The sequence below is a fragment of the Sphingomonas sp. genome (assembly GCA_019635535.1).
Classification (GTDB): domain Bacteria; phylum Pseudomonadota; class Alphaproteobacteria; order Sphingomonadales; family Sphingomonadaceae; genus Allosphingosinicella.
The window spans coordinates 1,418,050-1,441,642 of sequence record JAHBZH010000001.1; the positions used below are offsets into that span (position 1 = coordinate 1,418,050).

Below are 23,593 nucleotides of genomic sequence, written 5' to 3' on the forward strand. Positions count from 1 at the left end.
ACCGCTTCAGTTGATGCCCGTCTCCGCGATGATGAGCGGCTCCGCATCCCGGGTCAGATCGAAATATTCGACCCGGGCCCGCGGTGAGCGACGCAGGATGCGCGATCCGGTCTGCTCCTCCCATGCCGCCGTATAGGTATAGCGTTCCAGCCGGTAGGTGGGCTCATCGTCGCTGCTGGCGGTATAGACACGCTCGCGCATCGCGGCGAGCAGCGGCGCCGCCCAGGTAGAGGAGCCGCTTTCGCGCACGATCTCCAGCTCGCCGACGCGGCCGTTCGGCTGAATCCAGAAGCCAACGTCGATCCAGCGATCCTCGAAATTGTCGGTCAGGCGCGACGTGATGCTGGCCGTCGAGCCCGGTTCGTAGATTTCACGCTGAACCAGGCTGAACGGCGGCGCGAAGACAAGCCGGCGCTGGCCGGTGAAGGTCCGCGCAACTTCGTTGACCAGCTCGTCGGAGCGCGCGGCATTGCCTTCGTCGCGGTAGAGCTTGGCCAGCATCATCCGCGCGCCGATCCGCAGCACCGGGCTCAGCGAATCGCCGCGCCGGGAATATTCGATCAGCCGCGCCCGGGCGGGCCCCTGGCGATCCTCGATCAGGGCGAGCCAAAGACCGCGCAATTCGGCCAGCGCGGCGACGTCCGGGCGGCCGGCGCGGGCGGCCCGACGGCGCAGATCGTCGAGCATGTTGCGCGCGCCATTGAGATCGCCCAGCGCGAGCTGCATGTCGGCGATCTCGAACCGCGCCGTGAAGTGACGATGGTCCTCGGTGGGGATGCCCGCCTCCAGCGTGCGCAGGATTTCCCAGGTGGATCGGCGCGCCTGCCGATCGCGGCCGAGATGGCGCGCGAGCCGGGCATCGGCACGGTACAGGCCGGACACGGGCTCCGGATAGGAGGTGGCGTGGCGCCGGTTGCGATCGATCGACGCGCCGGTGACGCGCTTGGCTTCGTCGAGCTCGCCGGTCACGAGCAGGGCCTCGGCCAGCGCGGCCGTCGCGGCGATGTCCTGATCGGGCGGGCAGGCGCGCGCCAGGCATTGGGCGAGCCGATCGCGGAAATCCTGGATGCGCACGCCGGTCACGACGATCGGCGGTTCCGCCTCGCTGCGCGCGCCCGGTTGCTGAGCCGATCCAAAAGCGGGCGAGCACGCAAAAATCGACCCCAGCAAGAGTGGCATCACCCGACGCATGGCTTCTCTCCTGTCAATCGCGCTCCTCGACGTGTTCATATCCTACCACGACCCCGCCCGCTTCGGCGAGAGCACGATTGCTGGCCCTGAGCTTGGCCTTGAGCGCGGTGGCGAAGCCGTGTTCGATGGCGCGGCGAATGTCCTCGTTCGCCTCGACATAGGGGCGCAGATCGTCCGCCGCCGCGCACCAGAAGCGCGCGGGGCCGGCAAGGATGACGGTGGCGCTCGCTTTCTCGCCCGACAGGACGGTGAGCTCGCCGATCAGGTCGCCGGGGCCGCAGCGTCCGACCTGCCGGTCGCCGTTCATCACGCGCGCTTCGCCCTCGGCCAGATAGTAAAGCTGCGCGACCGGCTCGCCTTCGCGGGTCAGCACGTCGCCTTCCTTGCCGGACAGCCACACGCCCTGATCCATCAGATGCCGCGCGCTGCCGTTCGAGATGCCGGCGACCAGTCCGTCGAGCAGCGCCCGTTCCTCGGCGGTGAAGCGAATGCGGCGGCTGGTCAGCAGATTGCGCGCGAGCAGATAGAGGCAGAGGACGAGCAGGATGCCCGCCCAGACCGCGCCGGCGCTGTCTTGCGTCCAGACCAGCGCCCGTGCCAGCCAGGCCGCCGCGGCCAGCGCCGCCAGCACGCGCAGGTTCGTCGGCCGCGCGACGAGAACCGCCGCGACGAGTAGCGCGTAGCCGAGATGGAGCAGCAGGGCTTCGACCGGCGGCATGTGTCTCCCATCTGGTGTGCGCGCATCATGCGTCAAACCATCGAGGTACGGAAGGCCCGGCGGCGTTGCATCGCCGCCCGTCTTGCTTCACTATCACAGCTTCAGCGCTGGCGCGAAGCAGCGCGCCAGCGATTCAGGCAAAGATGGAGAAACGAAGGTGAAGGCGATTTTCCTTGCGAGCGCGGCGGCCCTGGCATTGGGGGGTGGCGCGGTATCGGCACAGCAGACCGGCGCGCCGGCGGCTTCGGCGACGACGGCCGTGCCCGACAATGTGCTTCTCGCGGACTGGACCGGCGACCATGCCGGCGTGCCGCCGTTCGACCAGGTCCGGCCGGAGTTGTTCGGCGAAGCCTTCCAGTTCGCGCTCGACGAGCGCCGCCGAGAGATTCAGGCGATCACCCGCCACCGCGCCGCGCCGACCTTCGAGAACGTCATCGTGCCGTACGAGCGGGCCGGCCGCCGGCTCAACCGGGTCTTCGCCGTATGGGGCGTGATGACCGGCAACATGACCACCCCGGCCTATCAGGCGCTGCAACGCGAATGGGCGCCGCGCCTGGCCGCCGCGACCGACGAGATCTACCTCAATCCCGAATTGTTCGCCCGGGTGCGTGCGGTCCATGAGGCGCGCGAACGATCCGGCCTCGACGCCCAACAGCAGCGGCTGGTGACGCGCATCTACGAACAGTTCGTTCAGCGCGGTGCCGCCTTGTCCGCCGAACAGAAGCAGCAGCTTTCCGCCTACAACCAGCAGCTTGCCGGATTGTTCGCCGAATTCAGCGAGAAAGTGCTGGCCGACGAGCAGACCTATATCGCTGCGACCGAGGCGGAGCTGGCCGGCGTGCCGCAGGACGTGCGCAACGCCGCCGCCGCCGCGGCCCGTGCCCGCAGCCTCCCGGCCGGGCAGTTCGCGATCGTGAACACCCGCTCGGCGGTCGATCCGGTGCTCACCTTCGCCGACGACCGGGGCCTGCGCGAGCGCGTCTACAACGCCTTCATCAACCGCGGCGACAATGGTGACGCCAACGACACGAACGAGACGATCCGCCAGATCGTGCGCGTCCGCGCCGAACGGGCGCGGCTGCTCGGCTATGAAAGCCATGCCCACTGGCGGATGCAGGACACGATGGCCGGCACGCCGGAACGCGCGCAGGAGCTGATGATGCGGGTCTGGCCCGCCGCCGCCGCGCGGGTGCGCGAGGAAGTGGCCGACCAGCAGGCGATGGCCAATCGCCTGGGCCACGACATCACCATCGAGCCGTGGGACTATCGCTATTACATGGAGAAGGTCCGGCAGGACCGCTACAGTCTCTCCCAGGACGAGATCAAACCCTATTTCGAGCTGGGCAACATGATCCAGGCCATGTTCCACATGGCCGGCGAGCTTTACGGGCTGCGCTTTCAGGAGATTACCGGGCAGGTGCCGGTCTGGCATCCGGACATTCGCGTCTGGCAGGTGACCAACACGGCCGGCGAGGATGTCGGCGTCTTCTACGGCGACAATTTCGCGCGCCAGGGCAAACGTTCCGGCGCCTGGGCGACCACCTATCGCAGCCGTTCCGGCCTGCTCGGCGATTCGCTGGTGCTGGGCTCGAACAACAACAATTTCACGCGTCCCGACGACGGCCAGCCGGCCTTGCTCAGCATCGACGATGCCGAGACCCTGTTCCACGAATTCGGCCACGCCATCCATTATTTCCTGTCGAACACGCGCTATCCGAGCCTCAGCGGCACGCCGCGCGATTTCGTGGAATATCCGAGCCAGGTGCACGAGAACTGGCTGCTGACGCCGGAAATCCTGAACCGCTTCGCGCGCCATCACGAAACCGGCGCGCCGATGCCGCAGGAGCTGGTGCAGCGGATCGAGGCGGCGGCCCAGTTCAACCAGGGCTTCGCGACGGCGGAATATCTGTCGTCGGCGCTGGTCGACATGGCCCTGCACGTCCGGCCGGACGGCGATGTCGATCCCGACGCGTTCGAGCGCGAGACGCTGGCCGCGATCGGCATGCCGCGCGAGCTGGTGATGCGGCACCGCCTGCCGCAGTTCAACCACCTCTTCTCGTCAGACGCCTATTCGGCCGGCTATTATTCCTATCTCTGGTCGGACACGATGGGCGCGGACACCTGGGCGGCGTTTGTGGAAACCGGCAATGTCTGGGACCCGGCGACGGCACGGCGCTTCGCCGAGACATTGCTCTCCACCGGGAACGAGACCGATCGGGCGGAAGCCTATCGCGCGTTCCGCGGCCGCGACCCGGGCGTCGAAGCCTTGTTGCGGACGCGCGGCTTCCCGACGGGCGAATAAGCAAAAGGGCGCCTCTCGCGAGGCGCCCTTTTCAAATCCGCCGAAGCGACGGCTTCAGATCATTCGGCCGGCGCGCTGTCGACCAGCAGGTCGAGCTGCTCTTGGCAGCCATTGGCGATCAGCGCCTGCGCCACCGCCTGCATGTCGCCGGGCGCGGAGGCCAGAGTGCGGAAGGTGATGTTGGTCGGCACTGCGGTGCCGGCCTGGCTCAACTGATAGCGCGCGCCATTGGCGATCGGCAGGTCGCTGGGCCAGGCGGTCGTGACATTGCCCGCCGGCCAGCTCAGGGTGCGCGACGCGCCGCTGCCGGAAATGGCGAGACTGGCGGTCTGGCTGGCGTCGGGCCGCCACAACGTGACTTCGCTCGTGTTGGCGAGGCAGACGGTGCCGCCCTGCGACACGTCGATCTGCCAGATCGAGCTGGGGCTGGCCGGCACGATGCCGGCGCTGCGCACCGCACCGATCCGGGCGCGGCGATTGTCGGCGGTCTGCGCGACGCGCGGGCCCGCCGCCGCGGCGCTGGCCGGCGTGAACGTGCCGGGGCCGCGGAAGGTGCGGGTGCCGCGCGCGTCGAGCACGACCAGCGTGTCGCCGCCGCGCAAGGTGATGCGCGCATCGTTGGGCAGCGAACGGCCGGCCGGATAGGTCGACGCGGACGGTCCCGAGGCACGGACGACGAGGACATCGGCGGACGCGGCGGTCGCGCCGGAAAGGAGAAGGACAGTGAGCGCGAGACGGCTCACGCGACGCTTACTTTGATCCCAAGACAAAGTGACCTCCCGGACCTGCTTCACGGGCCCTATAGACGAATTCCTGCATTGCTGCATCCTCCTTATCGGAGTCGGCTATTTCGGAAAGCTGAACGAGCGCTCCAGCGTCGCCGCCGTCGAACCGTTCCCAGAGAGCGGCGAGGCGTGCGCGAGCTTCGGCGTCCATTTCCGGGACGGGTTCCCAGACCTCCACGGGGGTCGCGCGGCCGCTCAGCACCACCCGGCCCATCGGTCGAAAGATGTCGAGAGTCGATTGGTCCTTCGCCTCCTTGCTGACCAATGCCCGGGTCTTGAGCGCCTTGTTGGCGGATTCGAGCCGCGCCGCCGTATTCATGCCGTCGCCCAGCGCGGTATATTGGATGCGTCCCTCGCCGCCGAAATTGCCGACCACCGCCTCGCCGCGATGCAGGCCGACGCGGGTGATGCCGATCGGCGGCAGATCGGCGCCGCCCTCGGCCGAGAAGAGATTGCCGGCCTCGTACATCTCCACGGCCGCGCGCACCGCGCGGTCGGCATCGTCGGGCCGGGCGATCGGCGCCCCCCAGAAGGCGACGACCGCGTCGCCGACGAACTTGTCGATCGTGCCGCCATGCTTGAGGACGATGTCGCTCATCCGGTCGAGATAGCGGTTGAGCAGATCGGAGAGCTGTTCCGGCGAGATCGCGTGGCTGAGCTTGGTGAAGCCCTCGAGATCGGTGAACAGGGTGTAGATCTGCTTCTTCTCGCCCTTGAGCGCGAGCTGCGAGGGATCGCGCATGATCTGCGCGGCGATGTCGGCGGGGAGATATTTGCCGAGCGCAGACTGGGCGAAGCGGCGCTGTTCCGAGCCGACCGCGCGCGCCGCCATGCCGACCGCGACGAAGGCGAGCAGCCAGCCCGCTCCCCAGCCGAAGGCGGGCAGATCGATCGTGTCGATGCCGGTCCCCTGGAGATGGAAGGGGAGATAGCCGAACAGGCCGGCCTGGGCGGCGAGCAGCAGCGCCAGCTTCCAGCCGCGCAGCTCGACCAGATTGGTCAGCGCCCCCGCAGCGACCACGCCCACCGCCAGCAGCCACAGCGCCCAGGGGGCGACCGGCGGCTTCATCCGACCGTCGAGCAACTGGGCGAGGATATGGGCGTGGACCTCCAGTCCCTTCATCCAGCGCCCGGAGACGCGGGTCATCGGCGTCTCGTAATCGTCGAGATCCTGGATGTCGCCGCCGATCAGCACATAGCGCCCGGCGATCATGTCGCGCACGCCGTCGGGAAATTCGGCGACGAACTGGATCGGCAGGTTGGTGAAGACCGGCACCTCGTCATTTTCAGCGGTGCCGGGCAGGCGGAAATCGATGCCGCGCGTGTAGCGGCGGAATTCGGGATGCACGCCCGGCGCCATGGCGTTGGCGAGCAGGGGCGGGAGCGCGGCCGGCTGATCCGGCCAGCGGCGGATCACGCCGTCGGCGAGATCGGGCTGGAGCCGGATGCTCGCCGGGCGGACGGGGCCAGGCGCGACCTCGCGCATCATGGTGTCGAGGAAACCCTGCTGCCAGTGCAGCATCTGGTCCGGATTATATTCGGCCGAGGCATAAGCGAGGAAGGTGGGCGTGCGCATCGCCCGGAAGGTCTCGATCAGCTCGGCATCCTCCGGCTGGGCCTGATCGATCAATATGTCGATGCCGATCGCGCGCGGGCCCATGGCGTCGATCGCGCGCAGCGCCCGGGCGAGCAGGGCGCGGTCGAGCGGTGAGCGCTTGCCGAGCTCGGCAAGCGTGTCGTCATTGTACGTGACGAGGACGATGCGGTCGTCCTGCGCCATGACCCGCTCCGCCTCGCGATCGAAGCGGATGTCGTAGAGCGCGCGCTCGGCATCGGCGGCGAGCGGCATGTCCCAGGCGAAGCGCGCCGCATAAAAAGCGAGGCCGAGGCACAAGAAGGTGACGACAAGCCGCGCGGCGCCGATCTGCTTGAGATCGCGCTTCAGCTTCCCCCGCCAGCCGCTTCCCGTCTCCGGCATGAGTTCCCCCGGTCCCCCCGGCAGGTTAGGCAATCCGTCTAGCGCGCGCCAGCCTTCTTCGCCTGTTCCCACGCCAGGTCGGCGAGCGGTTCCAGCGCAGCGGCCATCGAGGCGGCGTGGGCGGAGGCGGCGGTGCCGCGCGCGAGGCGGCCCTTGATGCCGTGGACGATGCCGGCCAGCCGGAACAGGTTGAAGGCGACGTAGAAATCGAGATTCGCGATGCCGTCGCGCCCGGTGCGGCGGCAATAAGCCGCGACATATTCGTCCTCGCCCGGAATGTTGAGCGCGGCGAGATCGGCGCCGGCCAGGCCGGTCGTGATGCCGGCCGGCATCCGGTACATCATCAGGTGATAGGTGAAATCGGCGAGCGGATGGCCGAGCGTCGACAGCTCCCAGTCCAGCACCGCGAGCACGCGCGGCTCGGTGGGATGGAAGATCATGTTGTCGCAACGATAGTCGCCGTGGATGACCCGCGCGCGCGGCTCGTCGGCTGGAATGTTGGCGGGCAGCCATTCGACCAGCCGGTCCATCGCCGCGACCCGGCCGGCCTCCACATCGCCTTCATATTGCTTCGACCAGCGCGCGATCTGGCGGGCGAAATAATTGCCCGGCTTGCCATAATCGCCGAGGCCCGCCGTGTCCGGATCGATCATGTGGAGCTGGGCCAGCGTGGCGTTCATCGCATCGAAATGGGCCGGCCGGCCGGCGGCGCTCACCTCGGAGAAGGTCGTGTCCCAGAAGATCCGCCCCTCCACCATCTCCATGACGTAAAAGGGCGTGCCGATGACGCTTTCGTCGGTGCACAGGCCGTAGGCACGGGCGACCGGGAAGCCTTGTGCGCCGAGTGCGGCGATGACGCGATATTCGCGGTCCACCGCATGGGCGCCTGGAAGCAGTTCGCCCGGCGGCTTGCGCCTGAGCACATAGGAGCGGCCGGGCGTCACCAGCTTGTAGGTGGGATTGGACTGACCGCCCCTGAACTGCTCGACGGCGAGCGGCCCGGCATAGCCTTCGACATGGGCCGCAAGCCACGCCGCCAGCGGCGCGGGATCGAAGCGGTGCGCTTCGCGGACCGCGCCGGTGCCGCTGTTCCTGGCGCTGCGATCGTCGGCCGAATTCATCCCCTTTTGGCTAGGCGAGGCACGGGGCGCCGTAAAGCGCGCGATTATTTTTCATTTCAAAACAATGACATGCGAATTTTTTTCGGGTCATGGTAAAAAAATTTTTAACCATGCAACATGAATCCGCGCGGACCGTGACTATTGATGCGGGAAAGGTTGAACCGTCGTCCCGGTCGGCCCGCAAGGGAAAGGACCGGCAGTTTCTTGGCCGAGCTGAAGACGGATCGTCCCGACCCTGCCGGTACCGGCATATTCCAGAGGGGAATTGTGATGAAAAAGAAGATCGACATCGCGGCCATTCCGGAGCTGAACACCAGCGTCGGGATGCACGGCTCGGTCAGGCAGCAGGAGGTCGGTGGACCTCTCTGTCTCGGCGTGGTCGTCGCGGTCCTGCTCGCGCTCTGAAAAGCGTGCTATGGAAGCTGGGGCGGGGGCGCTTCGGCGCCGCCGCCCCATTTCAGTGTATGCGGGACCGAATGACATGATTTCAGGCGCGGCGATGAAGGCCTGGTTTGCCGACCGCGAGGCGCAGAACCGGTCGCACGAAGGCGTCGAGGCCATCGCGCGCCACTGGGGCCGGTCCGCGCTGATGACTCAACTCGAACGCGAGCTGACCGAATTGCCCGAGCGCGCGCCGCATGCCGTGCTCGATGCCGCGCGGCGCTTCCTGGACAAGGCGGGCGACATCGAGGCGCTGATGCACGATCTGATCGCCTCCAGCCGCGCCGATCCTTTCTTCCGCCCGCCCTTCCACCCGGTGTCGAGCGAAATTCACACCGGCCTGCTGCTCTTCCACAATGACGACCTGTCCATGGCGCTCGGCGTCACCGGGGTGGAAATGCTCGCCGCCAAGAAATCCGGCGCGCGCGGCGCGACCTCGTTGGGCTTTACCGGCCTGCTCACCATGTTTCGCTATGTGAAGGCGGGCGGCGCCATCGTCTCCTTCTGGGAAGCACCGCCGATCGGCGACAATTTCGTCGCCGCCGAGGCAGGCAAGGCGCGTTTCGTCGAGCGCCGCCGGATCGAGGACGGCGAAGAGATCGTGATCGACGGTCGCCACCAGAGCTTCGTCATCGAGCATGCGACGAGCGACATGGTCTATTTCCAGGCGCTGGTCCGCACCGGCGGCGCGCCGCTGGCCGCCGAATATGACAGCGGGTCGCTCGCGCTGGTCGGCGCGAGCAGCACGGACGAGGCGAGCTCGCGCATCCAGATGATGGTATCGTTGCTGCGCGCGATGGAGCGCGACGATGCTTTCGCGCTGATCGAGGAGACGCTGAACGCCTCCCCGCATTTCTACACGCGCTGGCACATCATGCGCGAGATGCTGGCGATGGATGCGGACGCTTCGCTGCCGGCGCTGAAGCGGATGGCCGAAGGCGATCCCCACCCGGAGATTCGCGCGGCCGCCCGGCAGACGCTCGGCCTGTTCTTCGCGGACGCCGCCGATGCCGTGGGAGACGTCCTGTGCCGCGCCTGATCGACGCCCCGGCGCAGGAAAGCTGCGAGCTCGGCGACCTGATCGAGCGGCTGGAGACCAGCGATTTCGACGCCCGCGACGAAGACGGTTTCGCCGCCTGGGGGAACGAGCTCAAGAAGCTCGCGAACAACCGCACTTTCCTCGCCGACATGATGATCGCCGAGCTCAAGCGCCGCTGCGCGGGGCAGGTGCGCGACAATCAGTACAGCGCGCAGGTGGTGCTGCTGCACACCAGTTCCCAGCGGTTCATCATGCGCGCCAATTTCTGGCCGGCACTGAAGGACAGCGTCGTCCGTCACAGCGGCACCGATCCCTTCTTCTACGGGGTGCCGCACGATCACAATTTCTCGTTCCTGACCGTCGGCTATCTCGGGCCGGGCTATTGGAGCGACTATTACGAATATGAGTATGACAAGGTCGTCGGCGTGCCGGGCGAGAAAGTGGACCTGCGCTTCGTCGAGCGCGCCAAGCTCGATCCCGGCAAGGTGATGCTCTATCGCGCGCATCGTGACGTCCATCTGCAGCTGCCCGCCGACGAGATGTCGGTGTCGCTCAACATCGTCGAGACGTCCCACGCCGCAACCTTCCGCGACCAGTATCGCTTCGATGTCGAGCATGCCCGGATCGACGGGATCATGACGCGCACCTCGCTGGAGCCGCTGCTGGCGCTGGCATCCCATTATGGCGGCGACGAAGGGGTCGATCTGCTCGACGAGTTCGCCGCGCGCCATCCCAGCGACCGCATCCGCTGGCGTGCGCTCCATGCCCGCGCCGGCACCGCGCCGTCGCTCGCCGCGCGCATCGCCGTTCTGGAGGAAGGCACGAACGGTTCCAGCCTGCTGGTCGCCGGCATGGCGCGGCGCGAAATCGAACGACTGGAAGCCGGGCGCGCTTGGATCGAGGGCGCCGCGTCGGCGGAGACCGAAGCGTCGGCGGCCTGACAAGGCGGTTCGCGCCGCCGGTGCGGGATGGTGTCGCTCCGCCTTCCATGATACAAGAAGCCAGGTGGGCCGTGGTTGAGGGAGTCGACTATGGCTATCATGCGATATGTGATCGCGGCCGCGCTCGCGGCGTCTCCGGCCTTCGCACAAGCTGGCGTCCGCACGCTCGGCAGCAGCGATGCGCGTGGCTGCTACCTGGCGGCGGAGTTGCGAAGAAATGTCGACATGCGCGATCTCGTCCGCTGCGACGACGCGCTGCGGGTCGGCGGGCTCGATATCCGCGACACCGCGGCCACGCATGTCAATCGCGGCATATTGCGGATGCGGCTGGGGCACATCGACGCGGCTATCGCCGATTTCGACGCGGCCTCGGCGATCGATCCCGGTCAGCCCGAAGCCTATCTCAACAAGGGCGCGGCGCTGATCGTCCGCCAACAGCCGGGCGAGGCCGCGCGGCTGTTCACGGTCGCGCTGGAACGCAATACGATGCGTCCCGAACTCGCCCATTACGGTCGGGCCGTCGCGCACGAGACGCTGGGCGATGCGCGCGCCGCTTATGCGGATTATCGGCGTGCCAGCGAACTGGCGCCGCGTTGGAGAGAACCGAGAGCGGATTTGACGCGCTTCCGCGTGACGCGCTGAACGCCGGCGTCTCTCGCGGGAAAAATCCTGCGCAATGCCGGTTTTTTGGCGACCCTTTCCCGCTTCGCCGCGTTAAGGTGGTGAAGCGAGAAAGGAGATGCGCGTCATGGCTTTCAGGCTGCCCGACCTTCCCTATCCCAAGGACGCGCTCGGCGAGTTCATGTCCGCCGAGACGTTCGATTATCATCACGGCAAGCACCACAAGGCCTATGTCGACAAGGTCAATGGCTGGATCGACGAGAAGGATCTGAAGGGCGCCTCGCTCGTCGAGGTAATCGCGCGTGCCAAGGACAAGGGCGACACGGGCCTGTTCAACAATGCCGCGCAGATCTGGAACCACAGCTTCTTCTGGCAATGCCTCGCGCCCGCCGAGGGACAGCAGCCGGGGGGCAAGCTGGCCGGTCTGATCGACGAGGCGTTCGGCAGCACCGACGCGCTGCTCGCCAAGCTGAAGGACGAGGCGGTCAGCCATTTCGGCAGCGGCTGGGCCTGGCTGGTGCTGAACGGCGGCAAGCTGGGGATCACCTCGCTCCACGACGCCGACACGCCGGTCGTCCATGACGGCATGAAGCCGCTGCTCACGCTCGATGTGTGGGAGCATGCTTATTATATCGACTATCGCAACGCGCGGCCGGTCTTTGCCGAAAAGGTGCTCGGCAATGTGATCAACTGGGACTTCGTGGCGCGGAACCTCGACGGCGAAGGTGCCAGCCGGGCCGATCAGGAGCAGTAGAGTTTTTTTCCTCCCCACCAAATCGTGGGGAGGGAATCAGGTCTTCAGCCGGTAGCCGGTCTTGAACATCCAGGCGATGATGGCGAGGCAGAGGAAGAAGAAACCGAGCGTGGCGGCGAGGCTGATCTCCACGCCGACGTCCGACGTGCCGTAGAAGCTCCAGCGGAAGCCGCTGATCAGATAGACGACCGGGTTGAAAAAGGTGATCGTCCGCCACGGCTCGCCCAGCATTTCGAGCGAGTAGAAGGCGCCGCCGAGGAAGGTGAGCGGGGTCACGACCAGCATCGGCACGAACTGGATTTGCTCGAAATTCTTGCCCCAGATGCCGATGATGAAGCCGAACAGGCTGAACGTCGTCGCGGTGAGGACGAGGAAGGCCATCATCCAGAGCGGGTGAACGATCTGGAGCGGCACGAAGAAGGCCGCCGTGCCGAGGATGACGAGGCCGAGCACGATCGACTTGGTCGCCGCCGCGCCGACATAGCCGATCACCGTCTCCAGCGGGGAGATGGGCGCGGACAGCAGTTCGTAGATCGTGCCGATGAACTTCGGGAAGAAGATGCCGAAGCTGGCGTTGAAGATGCTCTGCGTGAAGAGCGAGAGCATGATGAGTCCCGGCACGATGAAGGCGCCATAGGGCACGCCGTCGATCTCCGTCATGCGCGAGCCGATCGCCGCGCCGAAGACGATGAAATAGAGCGAGGTGGTGATGACCGGGGTGACCAGGCTCTGCCAGAGCGTGCGCAGCGCCCGCGCCATCTCGAAGCGGTAGATCGCCCAGATGCCGTAGAGATTGATGCTCATGCGGCGTCCTTCCGGTGTACGAGACTCACGAAGATGTCCTCCAGCGAGCTTTGCTTCGTGTTGAGATCCTTGAAGCCGATGCCGAGGTCGCTCATCCGGCGGAGCAAGGAGGGCACGCCGGTGCGCTCGGCATTGGCGTCGAACGTGTAGCGCAGCTCGTGGCCGTCGGCTTCGAGTGTCACCTTCCAGTCGGCGAGCTCGGGCGGGATGGCCCCCATCACCTCGGCCAGATTGAGCGTCAGCTCCTTCTTGCCGAGCTTCTTCATCAGGGCGGTCTTCTCCTCGACGACGATCAGCTCGCCCTTGTTGATGACGCCCACCCGGTCGGCCATCTCCTCGGCCTCCTCGATATAATGGGTGGTGAGGATGATGGTGACGCCGCTCTCGCGGAGCTGGCGGACCAGCTCCCACATGTCGCGGCGCAGCTCGACATCGACGCCGGCGGTGGGCTCGTCCAGGAACAGGATTTCAGGCTCGTGGCTGAGCGCCTTGGCGATCATCACGCGGCGCTTCATGCCGCCCGACAGCTCCATGATCTTCGCCCTGCGCTTGTCCCAGAGCGACAGCTCCTTCAGTACCTTCTCGATATGCGCGGGGTTCGGCGGGCAGCCGAACAGGCCGCGGCTGAAGGTGACGGTCGCCCAGACGCTCTCGAAGGAATCGGTGTGCAGCTCCTGCGGCACCAGCCCGATCTTGCGCCGCGCGGCGCGATAGCCGGACTGGTGATCGTGGCCGTCCACCGTCACGGTTCCGGCGCTGGGCGTGACGATGCCACAGACGATCGAGATCATCGTCGTCTTGCCGGCGCCGTTCGGCCCGAGCAGCGCGAAAATCTCGCCCCGGCGGATATCGAGGTCGATCGGCTTCAGCGCCTGCAGGCCCGATGCGTAGGTCTTGCTCAGCCCTTTGATCGAGATGACGGAATCCATTGCGTTCAGGCTCACTGGCTCGGGGGGATGGGAGGCTCTTCGGCCGGCGTTTCCAGCGCGAGGCCGTGGCGCAGCAGCATGGGGATGTTGGCGGCGGCGAAGAGGAAGGTGACGGGCAGGAAGAACCACAGCTTGAAGCCCACCCAGAAATCGGTGGTGGTCGAGCGCCAGACCGCTTCGTTCGCCACCGCCATGACGAGGAAGAAGATCGCCCAGTTGCGGGTGAGCAGGTGCCAGCCGCGCTCCGACAGGCCGGGATAGGCCGTGCCCAGCACCATCTTGAGCAGGTTGCGGCCGGTCTTCATCCCGAAGATCAGCAGGGCGGCGACGATCGTGTAATAGATGGTCGGCTTCACCTTGATGAAGGTCTCGTCGTGCAGCCAGATCGTGATGCCGCCGAGCACGACCACCATGACCCCTGAGAACCAGAGCAAGGGTGAGATGTGGCGGTATTTGAGCTGCGAGACGAGCATCGAGATCATCATCGCGACCATGAATGCGCCGGTCGCGACGAAGATCTTGAGCGTGTCCGGCACCGGCGCGAAGAAATTGGCCAGGAAGAAGACCAGCAGCGGGCCGAGATCGATCAGCAGGCGCGCGCCGGCCGACGCCTGCGGGTATTTAGAGGGTATATCCCTTGGCGCGATGTTCATGCACTCACTCCCGCAATGGCCCGGGCCGCCTCGGCCGGATCGAACGGGCGGAAATCGCCCATGCCCTCGCCGACGCCGATGGCGTGGATCGGCAGGCCGTAGCGGTCCGCCGCCGCGACCATCACGCCGCCGCGCGCCGTGCCGTCCAGCTTGGTGACGACGAGGCCGGTGACGCCCGCCACCTCGCGGAACGTCTCGATCTGCGAGAGCGCGTTCTGGCCGGTGGTCGCGTCGAGGACGAGCACCACGTCGTGCGGCGCGGCGGGATTGAGCCGGCCCAGCACGCGGCGGATCTTGGCGAGTTCGTCCATCAGGTCCTTCTTGTTGTGGAGTCGCCCGGCCGTGTCGACGATCAGCACGTCGATGCCCTCGGCGGTGGCCTTCTTCACGCCGTCGAACACGATGGCGGAGCTGTCCGAGCCTTCCGGCCCCTTGATGACCGGGACGCCGGCGCGATCGGCCCAGATCTGGAGCTGCTCGATCGCCGCCGCGCGGAACGTGTCGCCGGCGGCGAGCAGCACGGAATAATCCTGCTCCATGAAGAGATGGGCGAGCTTGGCGATGGTGGTCGTCTTGCCGGAGCCGTTGACGCCGACGACGAGGATCACCTGCGGGCGCGGGAAGGCGTCGATCTCCAGCGGCTCGGCGACGGGCGCGAGGATCTTCTCCAGCTCCTCCGCGACCACGGTGCGCACCGCCTGATCGGTGAGGCCGCGCTCGAACTTCTCGGACGTCAGCCGGGCGCGGACCTTGGCGGCGGTGCTGGGGCCGAGATCGGAGGCGATCAGCGCCTCCTCGATCCCGTCCAGCGTCGCCTCGTCGAGCGCCGCCTTGGTGACAAGGCCGGTCAGGTTGTCGCCGAGCCGCTCGGAGGTCTTCTGGAAGCCGAGCCGCATCCGATCGAACCAGGAGGTTTCGGTCATGCGGGCGTCCCGATCAGGCTGTCATTCTCGAACGCGGTGATCTCGACCTCCAATATCCCTTCGCCCGTCCCCGATAGACGAACCGGCGCGAAATTTTCCGCATGGCCGCGCCCGCCTTTTTCGACGAGCACCCGCTGGCGCGTGCCGACCAGGCTTTCCAGCCAGCCGCCGCGCCGCCGGGCGCTCGCCCCGCGCAGCCGCCGCGCCCGTTCCTTCGCGATTGCAGGATCGACCTGCGGCATGCGTGCCGCGGGGGTGCCCTGCTTCGGCGAGAAAGGAAAGACGTGGGCAAAGACGATGTCGCATTCTTCGACCAAGCGCAGCGAATTTTCGTGCATCGCCTCGGTTTCGGTCGGGAAGCCGGCGATCAGGTCCGCGCCGATCGCGATCTCCGGGCGCACGGCCTTGAGGCGCGCGACCGCCTCGATCGCCTGGGCGCGGCTGTGGCGGCGCTTCATCCGCTTCAGGATCATGTCGTCGCCGGCCTGGAAGCTCATATGAAGGTGCGGCATGAAGCGCGGCTCATAGGCGGCGATCTCGAACAGGCGTTCGTCCAGCTCAATGCAGTCCAACGAGGAAAGGCGGAGGCGCGGCAGGTCCGGCACGTGACGCAGGATGCGTTCGACGAGCTGGCCGAGCGTTGGCGCTCCGGGGAGATCGGGGCCGTAGCTGGTGACGTCCACGCCGGTCAGCACCACTTCGCGATAGCCTTCGCCGACCAGGGCCTTGATCCGATCGACGACGCGGCCGGCCGGTACGGAGCGACTCGGCCCCCGGCCATAGGGGATGATGCAGAAGGTGCAGCGATGGTCGCAGCCATTCTGCACCTCGACGAAGGCGCGGGTATGCTCGGAAAAGCCCGCGATCAGGTGCGGCGCGGTTTCGCGGACGGACATGATGTCGGAAACGCGGATTTCGGTTTCGGCGACCTCCCAACTCCGTTCGGAGTGGGTGAAGCTGGCCGGATCGAGTTTCTCCCGGTTCCCCAGCACCCGGTCCACCTCCGGCATAGCCGCGAAACTTTCCGGCTCGACCTGGGCGGCGCAGCCGGTGACGAAGATGCGGGCGTTGGGGCGGGCGCGGCGGGCGCGGCGGATCGCCTGGCGGGCCTGGCGCACCGCTTCGTTGGTGACGGCGCAGCTGTTGACGATGACGAGATCGTCGGCATCGGCGGCCAGCGCGCGCATCGCCGCGCTTTCGGCGAGGTTGAGACGGCAGCCCATGGTGATCACCTCCGGGCCGCTCACAGATCGGTCTCGCCGCTGAACACATGGGTGGCTGGGCCGCTCATGCGGATCGTTCCGCCCGGAGCCCATTCGACGGTCAGCGCGCCGCCGGGCAGGAGCACCTCGACCGGGCTCGCCGCGATGCCCCGCCGGATCGCCGCCACCGCGGTCGCGCAGGCGCCGGTGCCGCAGGCCCGGGTAAGGCCCGCGCCGCGCTCCCAGACCCGCAGGCGGATCGCATCGCCCTCGCGGGAGGCGACATTGACGTTCACCCGGGCGGGAAAGAGCGGGTCATGCTCGACGATCGGGCCGAGCCGCTCGAGATCGACCGCATCGGCATCGTCGACGAAGAAAACGACATGCGGGTTGCCGACATTGACCGCGAGGGGCGCGTCCAGCTCCTCCCAGGCGACCGGTAGCTCGGCGGTGTCGAGCGGGTAGGCGAGGGGAATGTCCTCCCAGTCGAAGTGAGGTGCGCCCATGTCGACGCTTGCCCCGGCGCCGTCCAGCCGCCCTTCAAGCACACCGCCCTTCGTCTCGATCATGACGTCGCGGGCCTCGAGCAGCACCACGCAACGCGTCGCGTTGCCGCAGGATTCCACTTCGCCGCCGTCGGCATTCCAGATGCGCATCCGGACGTCCGCGACGTTCGAGGGTTCGAGCACGATAACCTGATCGCAGCCGATGCCGGTGCGCCGGTCGGCGATGGCGCGGGCGCGGGCCGCATCCATCGCCGCCCCATCGACGCGTGCGTCGATAACGACGAAGTCATTGCCCAGCCCGTGCATCTTGTGGAAACGCAGCGTCATCGTGCGGCGATCTAGGTGTTGCGTGGGGCCAAGTCCACCTTGGCCGCGAGTTGCGCCCTCCGCTCCGGCACCTTAGGGTCCGGTGCGAGAAGGGGGACGCATGGCAGCGCGCGCACATCAGATGTCCGATCCGGTCTTGTCGGCGCGCCGCGATCGTTCGGTGATCGTTTTGATAGGCGGCTTCGTGCTGCTGATCGCCGCCGTGTTGGCGACGGTCTGGCTCGCCGTCGAGCAGCAGCGCTCGGCCGAACTGGTCAAGCACACCCTGCGCGTCGAAAACCAGCTTTCGGGCCTGCTTTCCAAGCTGCAGGATGCCGAAACGAGCAACCGTGGCTTCCTGCTCACCGGGCGCAGCGAATTCCTGCAGCCTTATGACGATGCCGTGTCCACCATCAATGCGGACTTCGGTCAGTTGCGCGAAGCGGTCGCGGACAATCCCCGCCAGATCGAGGCGCTCGACCGCTTCGCCATCCATGCCCGCGAGCGGCTGAATTTCCTGCGCCTTTCGATCGAAAACTACTGGCGCAGCGTGCCGACCGCTCCCGAGCATTTCTTCCGCGGCAAGGCACTGATGGACGAAGCGCGCGGAGTCGTCGCGGAGATGAAGGCCGAGGAGGAGCGGCTGTTCGCGCTCCGCAGCGATCGGGCGCGGCAACAGGCGAGGATGGTGACCGGCGCGCTGGCCGCGAGCATCCTGCTTGTCCTCATCCTCGGTCTCGTGACGGTGCGCAGTCACCGGCGTCGGCTCGCCGAAGCGCTTTCCGCGGGCAACGTGCTCGCCGAGACCAATCGCCTGCTCGTCGCCGAGGCGGAGAGCCGCGAGGAGGCCGAAGGGCGGCTGCGCCAGATGCAGAAGATCGAAGCGGTCGGCCAGCTCACCGGCGGTATCGCGCATGACTTCAACAACATGCTGACGCTCGTCATCGGTTCGCTCGATCTGGCCCAGCGGCGCATGGCCGGCGGCGACATCGCCAAGGTCGGCAAGTGCATAGGCAATGCGATGGAAGGCGCGCAGAATGCGGCGCAACTGACCGCGCGGCTGCTCGCTTTTTCCCGCCAGCAGCCGCTGGCGCCGCAATCGATCGACGCCAACAAGCTGGTCGGCGGCATGTCGGAGCTGCTGCGCCGTACTCTGGGCGAGCAGATCGAGGTGGAGACGGTGCTGGCCGGCGGGCTGTGGCGCGCCTTCGTCGATGCCAACCAGCTCGAAAACGCGATCGTCAATCTGTGCGTGAACGGACGGGACGCGATGCCGGACGGGGGCAAGCTCACCATCGAGACCGCGAACGGCCATCTGGACGACGACTATGCCGCCGCCCATCCCGGAGTGGAGCCGGGCCAGTATGCGGTGATCTGCGTCACCGACACCGGCACCGGCATGACACCCGACATCGCCGAGCGCGCCTTCGACCCTTTCTTCACCACGAAGGGGCCGGGCCAGGGCACCGGGCTGGGCCTCAGTCAGGTGTTCGGCTTCGTCAAGCAATCGCGCGGCCATCTGAAAATCTATTCCGAGCCCGGCCATGGCACGACCGTGAAAATCTACATGCCGCGCTTCCTGGGTCAGGAAGAGAGCGGCACGGCGGTCGCGTCGGACGGGGCCGGCGATCTGCCGCGCGCCCGCGACGGCGAGATCGTGCTGGTCGTCGAGGACGAGGAGCGTGTGCGCCACGTCTCGGTCGATACGCTGCGCGAGCTGGGCTATACGGTGGTCCAGGCTTCCGACGGGCATCAGGCGCTCGCGGTAATCACTCTCCAGCCGCGCATCGATCTGCTGTTCACCGACGTGGTGATGCCCGACATGAACGGACGCCAGCTCGCCGAACGGGCGGTGGCCGAGCGGCCGGGGCTGAAGGTGCTCTATACGACCGGCTATACCCGCAACGCGATCGTCCATAACGGCATGCTCGACGCCGGTGTCGCTTTCCTCGCCAAGCCGTTCACGGTGGAGCAGCTGGCGAAGAAGGTGCGGCAGGTGCTGGACGAAGGCGAGGCCGGCTAAGCCAAACTTGCGTTCCGGAGCCTTTCCCGGTACAGGCCGCGCATCCCGATTGGGGTAAGCATCAAAGCGCCACGCGCGCACGCTGGCCGGTGAGATTCACCCGCCGGCGTTTTTCGCGTTTGGCGCCGGAATTCGAGGAGCGCACGCATGTTCGAAAGCCTGGGAGATCGCCTGTCCGGCGTGTTCGACCGGCTGCGCGGCCGCGGCGCGCTCAACGAGGAGGATGTCCGCGGCGCGATGCGCGAGGTGCGGATCGCCCTGCTCGAGGCCGATGTCGCGTTGCCCGTCGTCCGCGAATTCGTCGATCGCGCCACCGAGCAGGCGGTTGGCCAGCAGGTGCTGCGCTCGGTCACGCCGGGCCAGCAGGTCGTCAAGATCGTCCATGACGCTTTGGTCGAGATGCTGGGCAGCGAGGAGGAGGGCCTGAACCTCGCCGTCGCGCCGCCGGCCGTGGTGATGATGGTCGGCCTGCAGGGCTCGGGCAAGACGACCAGCACCGCCAAGATCGCCAAGCGCCTGACCGAGAAGGACCGCAAGAAGGTCCTGATGGCCTCGCTCGACGTCAATCGCCCGGCGGCGCAGGAGCAGCTCGCCGTGCTCGGCCGGCAGACCGAGATCGCCACCCTGCCGATCGTCGCGGGCCAGCCGCCGGTCGAGATCGCCCGGCGCGCGCTCAACGCGGCGAAGCTGCAGGGCTATGACGTGCTGATGCTCGACACGGCGGGCCGTCTCCATGTCGATCAGGCGCTGATGGACGAGATGAAGGCGGTCGCCGAAGTCTCGCAGCCGCAGGAGGTCCTGCTCGTCGCCGACGCCATGACCGGCCAGGACGCGGTCAATGTCGCCAAGAGCTTCTCCGACCAGATCGATTTGAGCGGCGTCGTCCTCACCCGGATGGACGGCGATGCGCGCGGCGGCGCGGCGCTGTCGATGCGCGCCGTCACCGGCAAGCCGATCAAATATGCCGGCGTCGGTGAGGGCATCGACAAGATCGAGGCCTTCCATCCGGAGCGGGTGGCGGGCCGCATCCTCGGCATGGGCGACGTCGTCAGCCTCGTCGAGCGGGCGCAGGAGACGATCCAGGTCGAGGAGGCCGAGGCGCTCGCCAAGAAGATGGCGAAGGGCCAGTTCGACCTCAACGACCTGCGCGCCCAGCTTCAGCAGATGCAGCGCATGGGCGGCCTCGGCGCGCTCGCCTCGATGATGCCCGGCATGGGCAAGATCAAGAACCAGATGAACGCGAGCGGCGTGCTGGAAGGCAATGTGCTCGGCCGGCTCGACGCGATCATCAGCTCGATGACGCCCAAGGAGCGGGCCAAGCCGGACCTGATGAACGCCAAGCGCAAGATTCGCGTCGCCAAGGGCTCGGGCACGACGGTCCAGGAAGTGAACCGGCTGCTCAAGATGCACCAGGAAATGTCCACCGCGATGAAGAAGATCAGGAAGATGGGCGGGCTGGGCAAGCTCGGCGCGCTCTTCGGCGGTGGCGGCGGGCTCGGTGGTCTGGGTGGCCCCGGCGGGCCGGCACTGCCGCCCGGCGGCTTTCCCGGTCTTCCCGGCGGCCAGGGCGGTGCCCCTTTCAATCTTCCGAACAAGTTCAAGAAATAAACGTAACACTCAGAAAGGAATAATAAATGGCAGTTGCAATCCGGCTGGCGCGCGGTGGCGCGAAGAAGCGGCCTTATTACAAGATCGTCGTCGCCGACGCGCGCAATCCGCGCGACGGCAAGTTCATCGAGCGCGTTGGCAGCTACAATCCGCTGCTCGCCAAGGACAATCCCGAGCGCGTGAAGCTCGATGCCGACCGGGTGAAGCACTGGCTCTCCGTCGGCGCTCAGCCGACTGACCGTGTCCACCGCTTCCTCGACGCCGCCGGCATTCTGGAGCGCGCCGCGAAGAACAATCCGAAGAAGGCCGAGCCGGGCGAGAAGGCCAAGGAACGCGCCGAGGAGCGGGCCGCCAAGGAGGCCGAGGCCGCCGCCGCGCCGGCTGAGGAAGCTCCGGTCGAGGAAGCCGCCACCGAGGCCCCGGCCGAGGAAGTCGTCGCCGAGGAGGCTCCCGCCGTCGAGGAAGCCGCTCCGGCCGAAGAGACTGCCGCCGAGGAAGCGCCGGCTGAGGAAGCTCCCGCCGAGGCTGCTGCCGAAGAGGCTCCCGCCGCTGAGGAAGCCGCGCCGGCCGAGGAAACGGCCGACGAGGCTCCTGCTGCTGAGGAGGCTCCGGCCGAAGAAGCTGCCCCCGAAGCCGCTGCCGAAGAGGCTCCCGCCGAGGAAGGCACCGAGAAGGCCGAATAAGCCTTGTCGGATCGGGTCATCCTCGCCGCCGTCGCCGGCGCGCACGGCGTCGGCGGCGAGGTGCGCCTGAAGCTCTTTGCCGAGAGCATCGACAGCCTGAAGGTCCACAAAAGGCTGTTCGCGGGGGAGCGCACGCTCACCCTCAAATCGGTGAAGCCCGGCGGGAAGGCCGCGATCGCACGCTTCGCCGAAATCGCCGATCGGGGCGCCGCCGAGGCGCTGCGCGGGACGACTCTCTCGGTCGCCCGCGACGAACTGCCCGCGCTGGGCGAGGGCGAATATTATCATGCCGACCTGATCGGACTGCCCTGCGTGGATGCGGATGGCGCCGCGCTCGGCACGGTCGTCGCGGTCGAGAATTTCGGCGCGGGCGATCTGCTTGAGATCGAGCGGCCGGACGGCAAGCGCGCGCTGATCCCCTTCCGTCCCGGCATCGCCGACCTCGCCGAGGGACATATCGTCGCCGATCCCGCTTTTCTGACTTGAGGCGACGCTCCGGGCTGGGTTTACTGGCAGGAAACCCCGGGAGGATCATATGCGCCGCGCCCTGATTGCCGCTCTGTTGTTCGCGACCGCCACGCCGGCCTGGCCCCAGGCCGCCCGGCCCGCGTCGCCGCCCGCTTCGGTCGAAAGCCTGGCCCCCGCGCTCGACGGTCCTTTCCGCCAGTTCATGGAGGAGCGTCACGTCCCCGGCCTGGCCTGGGGCATCGTGCAGAACGGGCGGCTGGTTCATCTCTCGACGATGGGCGTGCAGGATCTGGAGCAGCGCCGTCCGGTGACGGGCGACAGCACATTCCGCATCGCCTCCATGTCGAAGGTCTTCACCGCGCTCGCGATCCTGAAGCTGCGCGACGAGGGGCGGCTCTCGCTCGATGCGCTCGCCGAAACCTATGTCCCGGAGCTGCGCAACTGGAGCTATCCGACCACGGACTCTCCGCGCATTCGGGTGCGCGACCTTCTGTCCCACACGGGCGGGCTCGTCACCGACAATCCCTGGGGCGATCTGCAGCAGGATCTGCCGGAGGCGGATTTCACCCGGATTCTGGCCGAAGGCGTGCCGATGAGCCGCGCGCCAGGTACAGCCTTCGAATATTCCAATTTCGGCTATGCCCTGCTCGGCCGGATCGTCACCAACGTCTCCGGCCGGCCCTATGCCGAGTATATCGAGCAGGAGATCATGCGCCCGCTCGGCATGGCGTCCACTCGCTATGAAGTGGCGGACTCCCCGCGCGAGCGCCGCGCGCTCGGCTATCGCTGGGAGAATGACGCGCACTCGCTGGAGCGCGACATGGCGCACGGCGCGTTCGGCGCAATGGGCGGCGTCGAGACCAGCGCGAACGATTATGCCCGCTGGCTCGCCTTCCTCGCCTCCGCCTGGCCGGCGCGCGACGGGCCGGAGGAGGGGCCGGTGCGGCGCGCCACGGTGCGCGAGCTGGCCCAGGGCCTCAATTTCGCGCGCACGAGCGAGCGGCCGGGCCTCGACGGCGCGCCCGCCTGCCGTTTCGCCGTCGCTTATGGCATGGGGCTGAGCGCGGCGCAGGATTGCGATCTCGGCCTCCTCCTGTCCCACAGCGGCGGCTATCCGGGCTACGGCTCCTACATGATGGTCCTGCCGGATTCGGGCACGGCCCTCTTCGCTTTTGCCAACCGCACCTATGCCGCGCCGATCCCGACGCTGACCCGGACCGCGCTGGAACTGCGCCGCGCGGGTTTCATTCGTTCGCGTGTGGAGCCGGTCACGCCGGCCCTTGCCGAGGCTTATGCCGGCGCGGGCGCGGCCTGGCGCATGGGCAATCTCGGTCCGGTGGAGAACCGGCTGGCGATGAACTTCCTGCCCGATCGTTCGGCGGAGAATTGGGCGCGCGAATTCGCGCGGCTGAGCGGAGAGGTGGGCGCCTGCGCCACCGATGCGCCGATCACCGCCACCGGCGCGATGTCCGGCACGTTCGAATGGCGCTGCGAACGGGGCATCCTGCAAGGTTATCTGCTGCTCGCCCCGACCAATCCGCCGTCGATCCAGGAATTGCGCCTCCGCGTCGCGCCTTGAAGCGACGCCGGGTGCGAT

General features: G+C 67.3%; 22 protein-coding genes. 11 read left to right on the forward strand and 11 right to left on the reverse strand.

What is annotated here, in order from left to right:
- Window positions 1-6: 6 nt before the first annotated feature.
- Both KF780_07260 and KF780_07265 read right to left on the reverse strand, forming a co-directional pair.
- On the reverse strand, window positions 7-1,191 hold the full coding sequence (locus KF780_07260; protein ID MBX3561599.1) for a hypothetical protein: 1,185 nt from the start codon (window positions 1,189-1,191) through the stop codon (window positions 7-9).
- Window positions 1,192-1,204: 13 nt separating this feature from the next.
- Window positions 1,205-1,909 carry a cyclic nucleotide-binding domain-containing protein gene (locus KF780_07265; protein MBX3561600.1) on the reverse strand — a complete coding sequence of 235 codons (705 nt, stop codon included), beginning with the start codon at window positions 1,907-1,909 and terminating at the stop codon, window positions 1,205-1,207.
- On the opposite strand from KF780_07265, the gene KF780_07270 reads away from it, so the two are divergent.
- Window positions 1,908-4,211, forward strand: a complete 2,304-nt coding sequence (locus tag KF780_07270; GenBank protein MBX3561601.1) for a M3 family metallopeptidase — start codon at window positions 1,908-1,910, stop codon at window positions 4,209-4,211. The two genes, KF780_07265 and KF780_07270, sit on opposite strands and share 2 nt — an antisense overlap.
- A gap of 59 nt (window positions 4,212-4,270) precedes the next feature.
- Here KF780_07270 and KF780_07275 read toward each other — a convergent pair whose 3' ends face one another.
- From KF780_07275 to KF780_07285, 3 genes are read right to left on the reverse strand one after another with little or no spacing between them, the layout of a single operon-like run.
- Complete coding sequence (locus tag KF780_07275) at window positions 4,271-4,954, reverse strand: hypothetical protein (GenBank protein MBX3561602.1); 684 nt, start codon at window positions 4,952-4,954, stop codon at window positions 4,271-4,273.
- A gap of 7 nt (window positions 4,955-4,961) precedes the next feature.
- A complete protein-coding gene (locus KF780_07280) occupies window positions 4,962-6,974 on the reverse strand; it encodes an adenylate/guanylate cyclase domain-containing protein (GenBank protein ID MBX3561603.1) in 2,013 nt (670 codons plus the stop codon).
- 38 nt (window positions 6,975-7,012) lie between these two features.
- Complete coding sequence (locus KF780_07285) at window positions 7,013-8,095, reverse strand: phosphotransferase family protein (protein ID MBX3561604.1); 1,083 nt, start codon at window positions 8,093-8,095, stop codon at window positions 7,013-7,015.
- Between the two features lie 204 nt (window positions 8,096-8,299).
- On the opposite strand from KF780_07285, the gene KF780_07290 reads away from it, so the two are divergent.
- From KF780_07290 to KF780_07310, 5 genes are all read left to right on the forward strand, one after another.
- Window positions 8,300-8,500 carry a hypothetical protein gene (locus KF780_07290; GenBank protein MBX3561605.1) on the forward strand — a complete coding sequence of 67 codons (201 nt, stop codon included), beginning with the start codon at window positions 8,300-8,302 and terminating at the stop codon, window positions 8,498-8,500.
- Window positions 8,501-8,594: 94 nt separating this feature from the next.
- Window positions 8,595-9,575, forward strand: a complete 981-nt coding sequence (locus KF780_07295) for a HEAT repeat domain-containing protein (GenBank protein MBX3561606.1) — start codon at window positions 8,595-8,597, stop codon at window positions 9,573-9,575.
- On the forward strand, window positions 9,563-10,516 hold the full coding sequence (locus KF780_07300) for a transposase (GenBank protein ID MBX3561607.1): 954 nt from the start codon (window positions 9,563-9,565) through the stop codon (window positions 10,514-10,516). Before KF780_07295 ends, KF780_07300 begins: the two co-directional genes overlap by 13 nt.
- 90 nt (window positions 10,517-10,606) lie before the next feature.
- Entirely contained in the window at window positions 10,607-11,158 is a 552-nt protein-coding gene (locus tag KF780_07305; GenBank protein MBX3561608.1) for a hypothetical protein, read from the forward strand.
- A gap of 106 nt (window positions 11,159-11,264) precedes the next feature.
- Entirely contained in the window at window positions 11,265-11,891 is a 627-nt protein-coding gene (locus tag KF780_07310) for a superoxide dismutase (protein ID MBX3561609.1), read from the forward strand.
- 36 nt (window positions 11,892-11,927) lie between these two features.
- Here the strand turns inward: KF780_07310 and KF780_07315 are convergent, their stop codons facing one another.
- The 6 genes from KF780_07315 to KF780_07340 are packed head-to-tail and all read right to left on the reverse strand — an operon-like array spanning window position 11,928 to window position 17,235.
- On the reverse strand, window positions 11,928-12,695 hold the full coding sequence (locus KF780_07315) for an ABC transporter permease (GenBank protein MBX3561610.1): 768 nt from the start codon (window positions 12,693-12,695) through the stop codon (window positions 11,928-11,930).
- On the reverse strand, window positions 12,692-13,624 hold the full coding sequence (locus KF780_07320; protein MBX3561611.1) for an ABC transporter ATP-binding protein: 933 nt from the start codon (window positions 13,622-13,624) through the stop codon (window positions 12,692-12,694). Before KF780_07320 ends, KF780_07315 begins: the two co-directional genes overlap by 4 nt.
- A gap of 11 nt (window positions 13,625-13,635) precedes the next feature.
- A complete protein-coding gene (locus KF780_07325; protein ID MBX3561612.1) occupies window positions 13,636-14,277 on the reverse strand; it encodes a septation protein IspZ in 642 nt (213 codons plus the stop codon).
- Complete coding sequence (gene ftsY / locus KF780_07330) at window positions 14,274-15,200, reverse strand: signal recognition particle-docking protein FtsY (GenBank protein MBX3561613.1); 927 nt, start codon at window positions 15,198-15,200, stop codon at window positions 14,274-14,276. Before ftsY ends, KF780_07325 begins: the two co-directional genes overlap by 4 nt.
- Window positions 15,197-16,447, reverse strand: a complete 1,251-nt coding sequence (gene mtaB, locus KF780_07335) for a tRNA (N(6)-L-threonylcarbamoyladenosine(37)-C(2))-methylthiotransferase MtaB (GenBank protein ID MBX3561614.1) — start codon at window positions 16,445-16,447, stop codon at window positions 15,197-15,199. The genes ftsY and mtaB overlap by 4 nt, the downstream gene beginning before the upstream one ends.
- On the reverse strand, window positions 16,444-17,235 hold the full coding sequence (locus KF780_07340; protein MBX3561615.1) for a diaminopimelate epimerase: 792 nt from the start codon (window positions 17,233-17,235) through the stop codon (window positions 16,444-16,446). The genes mtaB and KF780_07340 overlap by 4 nt, the downstream gene beginning before the upstream one ends.
- A gap of 121 nt (window positions 17,236-17,356) precedes the next feature.
- Here KF780_07340 and KF780_07345 point away from each other — a divergent pair, with 121 nt between their 5' ends.
- The 5 genes from KF780_07345 (at window position 17,357) to KF780_07365 (ending at window position 23,575) form a co-directional block, all read left to right on the forward strand.
- The gene (locus KF780_07345; GenBank protein MBX3561616.1) at window positions 17,357-19,237 is read left to right on the forward strand and encodes a CHASE3 domain-containing protein; all 1,881 of its coding nucleotides are present in this window, start codon (window positions 17,357-17,359) and stop codon (window positions 19,235-19,237) included.
- Window positions 19,238-19,384: 147 nt separating this feature from the next.
- Window positions 19,385-20,845, forward strand: a complete 1,461-nt coding sequence (gene ffh / locus KF780_07350; GenBank protein ID MBX3561617.1) for a signal recognition particle protein — start codon at window positions 19,385-19,387, stop codon at window positions 20,843-20,845.
- Between the two features lie 26 nt (window positions 20,846-20,871).
- Window positions 20,872-21,528 (forward strand): 30S ribosomal protein S16, encoded by a 657-nt coding sequence (rpsP, locus tag KF780_07355; GenBank protein ID MBX3561618.1) that lies wholly within the window; start codon window positions 20,872-20,874, stop codon window positions 21,526-21,528.
- 3 nt (window positions 21,529-21,531) lie between these two features.
- Window positions 21,532-22,014 carry a 16S rRNA processing protein RimM gene (gene rimM / locus KF780_07360; GenBank protein ID MBX3561619.1) on the forward strand — a complete coding sequence of 161 codons (483 nt, stop codon included), beginning with the start codon at window positions 21,532-21,534 and terminating at the stop codon, window positions 22,012-22,014.
- Window positions 22,015-22,063: 49 nt separating this feature from the next.
- A complete protein-coding gene (locus KF780_07365; protein ID MBX3561620.1) occupies window positions 22,064-23,575 on the forward strand; it encodes a beta-lactamase family protein in 1,512 nt (503 codons plus the stop codon).
- Window positions 23,576-23,593: the final 18 nt, after the last annotated feature.

Excerpts from the sequence above, each read along its gene's own strand:
- KF780_07260 (MBX3561599.1), bottom strand. The coding sequence starts at position 1,191 with ATGCGTCGGGTGATGCCACTCTTGCTGGGGTCGATTTTTGCGTGCTCG.
- KF780_07270 (MBX3561601.1), top strand. The coding sequence starts at position 1,908 with ATGTGTCTCCCATCTGGTGTGCGCGCATCATGCGTCAAACCATCGAGG.
- KF780_07265 (MBX3561600.1), bottom strand. The coding sequence starts at position 1,909 with ATGCCGCCGGTCGAAGCCCTGCTGCTCCATCTCGGCTACGCGCTACTC.
- KF780_07280 (MBX3561603.1), bottom strand. The coding sequence starts at position 6,974 with ATGCCGGAGACGGGAAGCGGCTGGCGGGGGAAGCTGAAGCGCGATCTC.
- KF780_07285 (MBX3561604.1), bottom strand. The coding sequence starts at position 8,095 with ATGAATTCGGCCGACGATCGCAGCGCCAGGAACAGCGGCACCGGCGCG.
- KF780_07295 (MBX3561606.1), top strand. The coding sequence starts at position 8,595 with ATGAAGGCCTGGTTTGCCGACCGCGAGGCGCAGAACCGGTCGCACGAA.
- KF780_07305 (MBX3561608.1), top strand. The coding sequence starts at position 10,607 with ATGGCTATCATGCGATATGTGATCGCGGCCGCGCTCGCGGCGTCTCCG.
- KF780_07310 (MBX3561609.1), top strand. The coding sequence starts at position 11,265 with ATGGCTTTCAGGCTGCCCGACCTTCCCTATCCCAAGGACGCGCTCGGC.
- KF780_07315 (MBX3561610.1), bottom strand. The coding sequence starts at position 12,695 with ATGAGCATCAATCTCTACGGCATCTGGGCGATCTACCGCTTCGAGATG.
- KF780_07320 (MBX3561611.1), bottom strand. The coding sequence starts at position 13,624 with ATGGATTCCGTCATCTCGATCAAAGGGCTGAGCAAGACCTACGCATCG.
- KF780_07325 (MBX3561612.1), bottom strand. The coding sequence starts at position 14,277 with ATGAACATCGCGCCAAGGGATATACCCTCTAAATACCCGCAGGCGTCG.
- ftsY (MBX3561613.1), bottom strand. The coding sequence starts at position 15,200 with ATGACCGAAACCTCCTGGTTCGATCGGATGCGGCTCGGCTTCCAGAAG.
- KF780_07340 (MBX3561615.1), bottom strand. The coding sequence starts at position 17,235 with ATGACGCTGCGTTTCCACAAGATGCACGGGCTGGGCAATGACTTCGTC.
- KF780_07345 (MBX3561616.1), top strand. The coding sequence starts at position 17,357 with ATGTCCGATCCGGTCTTGTCGGCGCGCCGCGATCGTTCGGTGATCGTT.
- ffh (MBX3561617.1), top strand. The coding sequence starts at position 19,385 with ATGTTCGAAAGCCTGGGAGATCGCCTGTCCGGCGTGTTCGACCGGCTG.
- rpsP (MBX3561618.1), top strand. The coding sequence starts at position 20,872 with ATGGCAGTTGCAATCCGGCTGGCGCGCGGTGGCGCGAAGAAGCGGCCT.
- KF780_07365 (MBX3561620.1), top strand. The coding sequence starts at position 22,064 with ATGCGCCGCGCCCTGATTGCCGCTCTGTTGTTCGCGACCGCCACGCCG.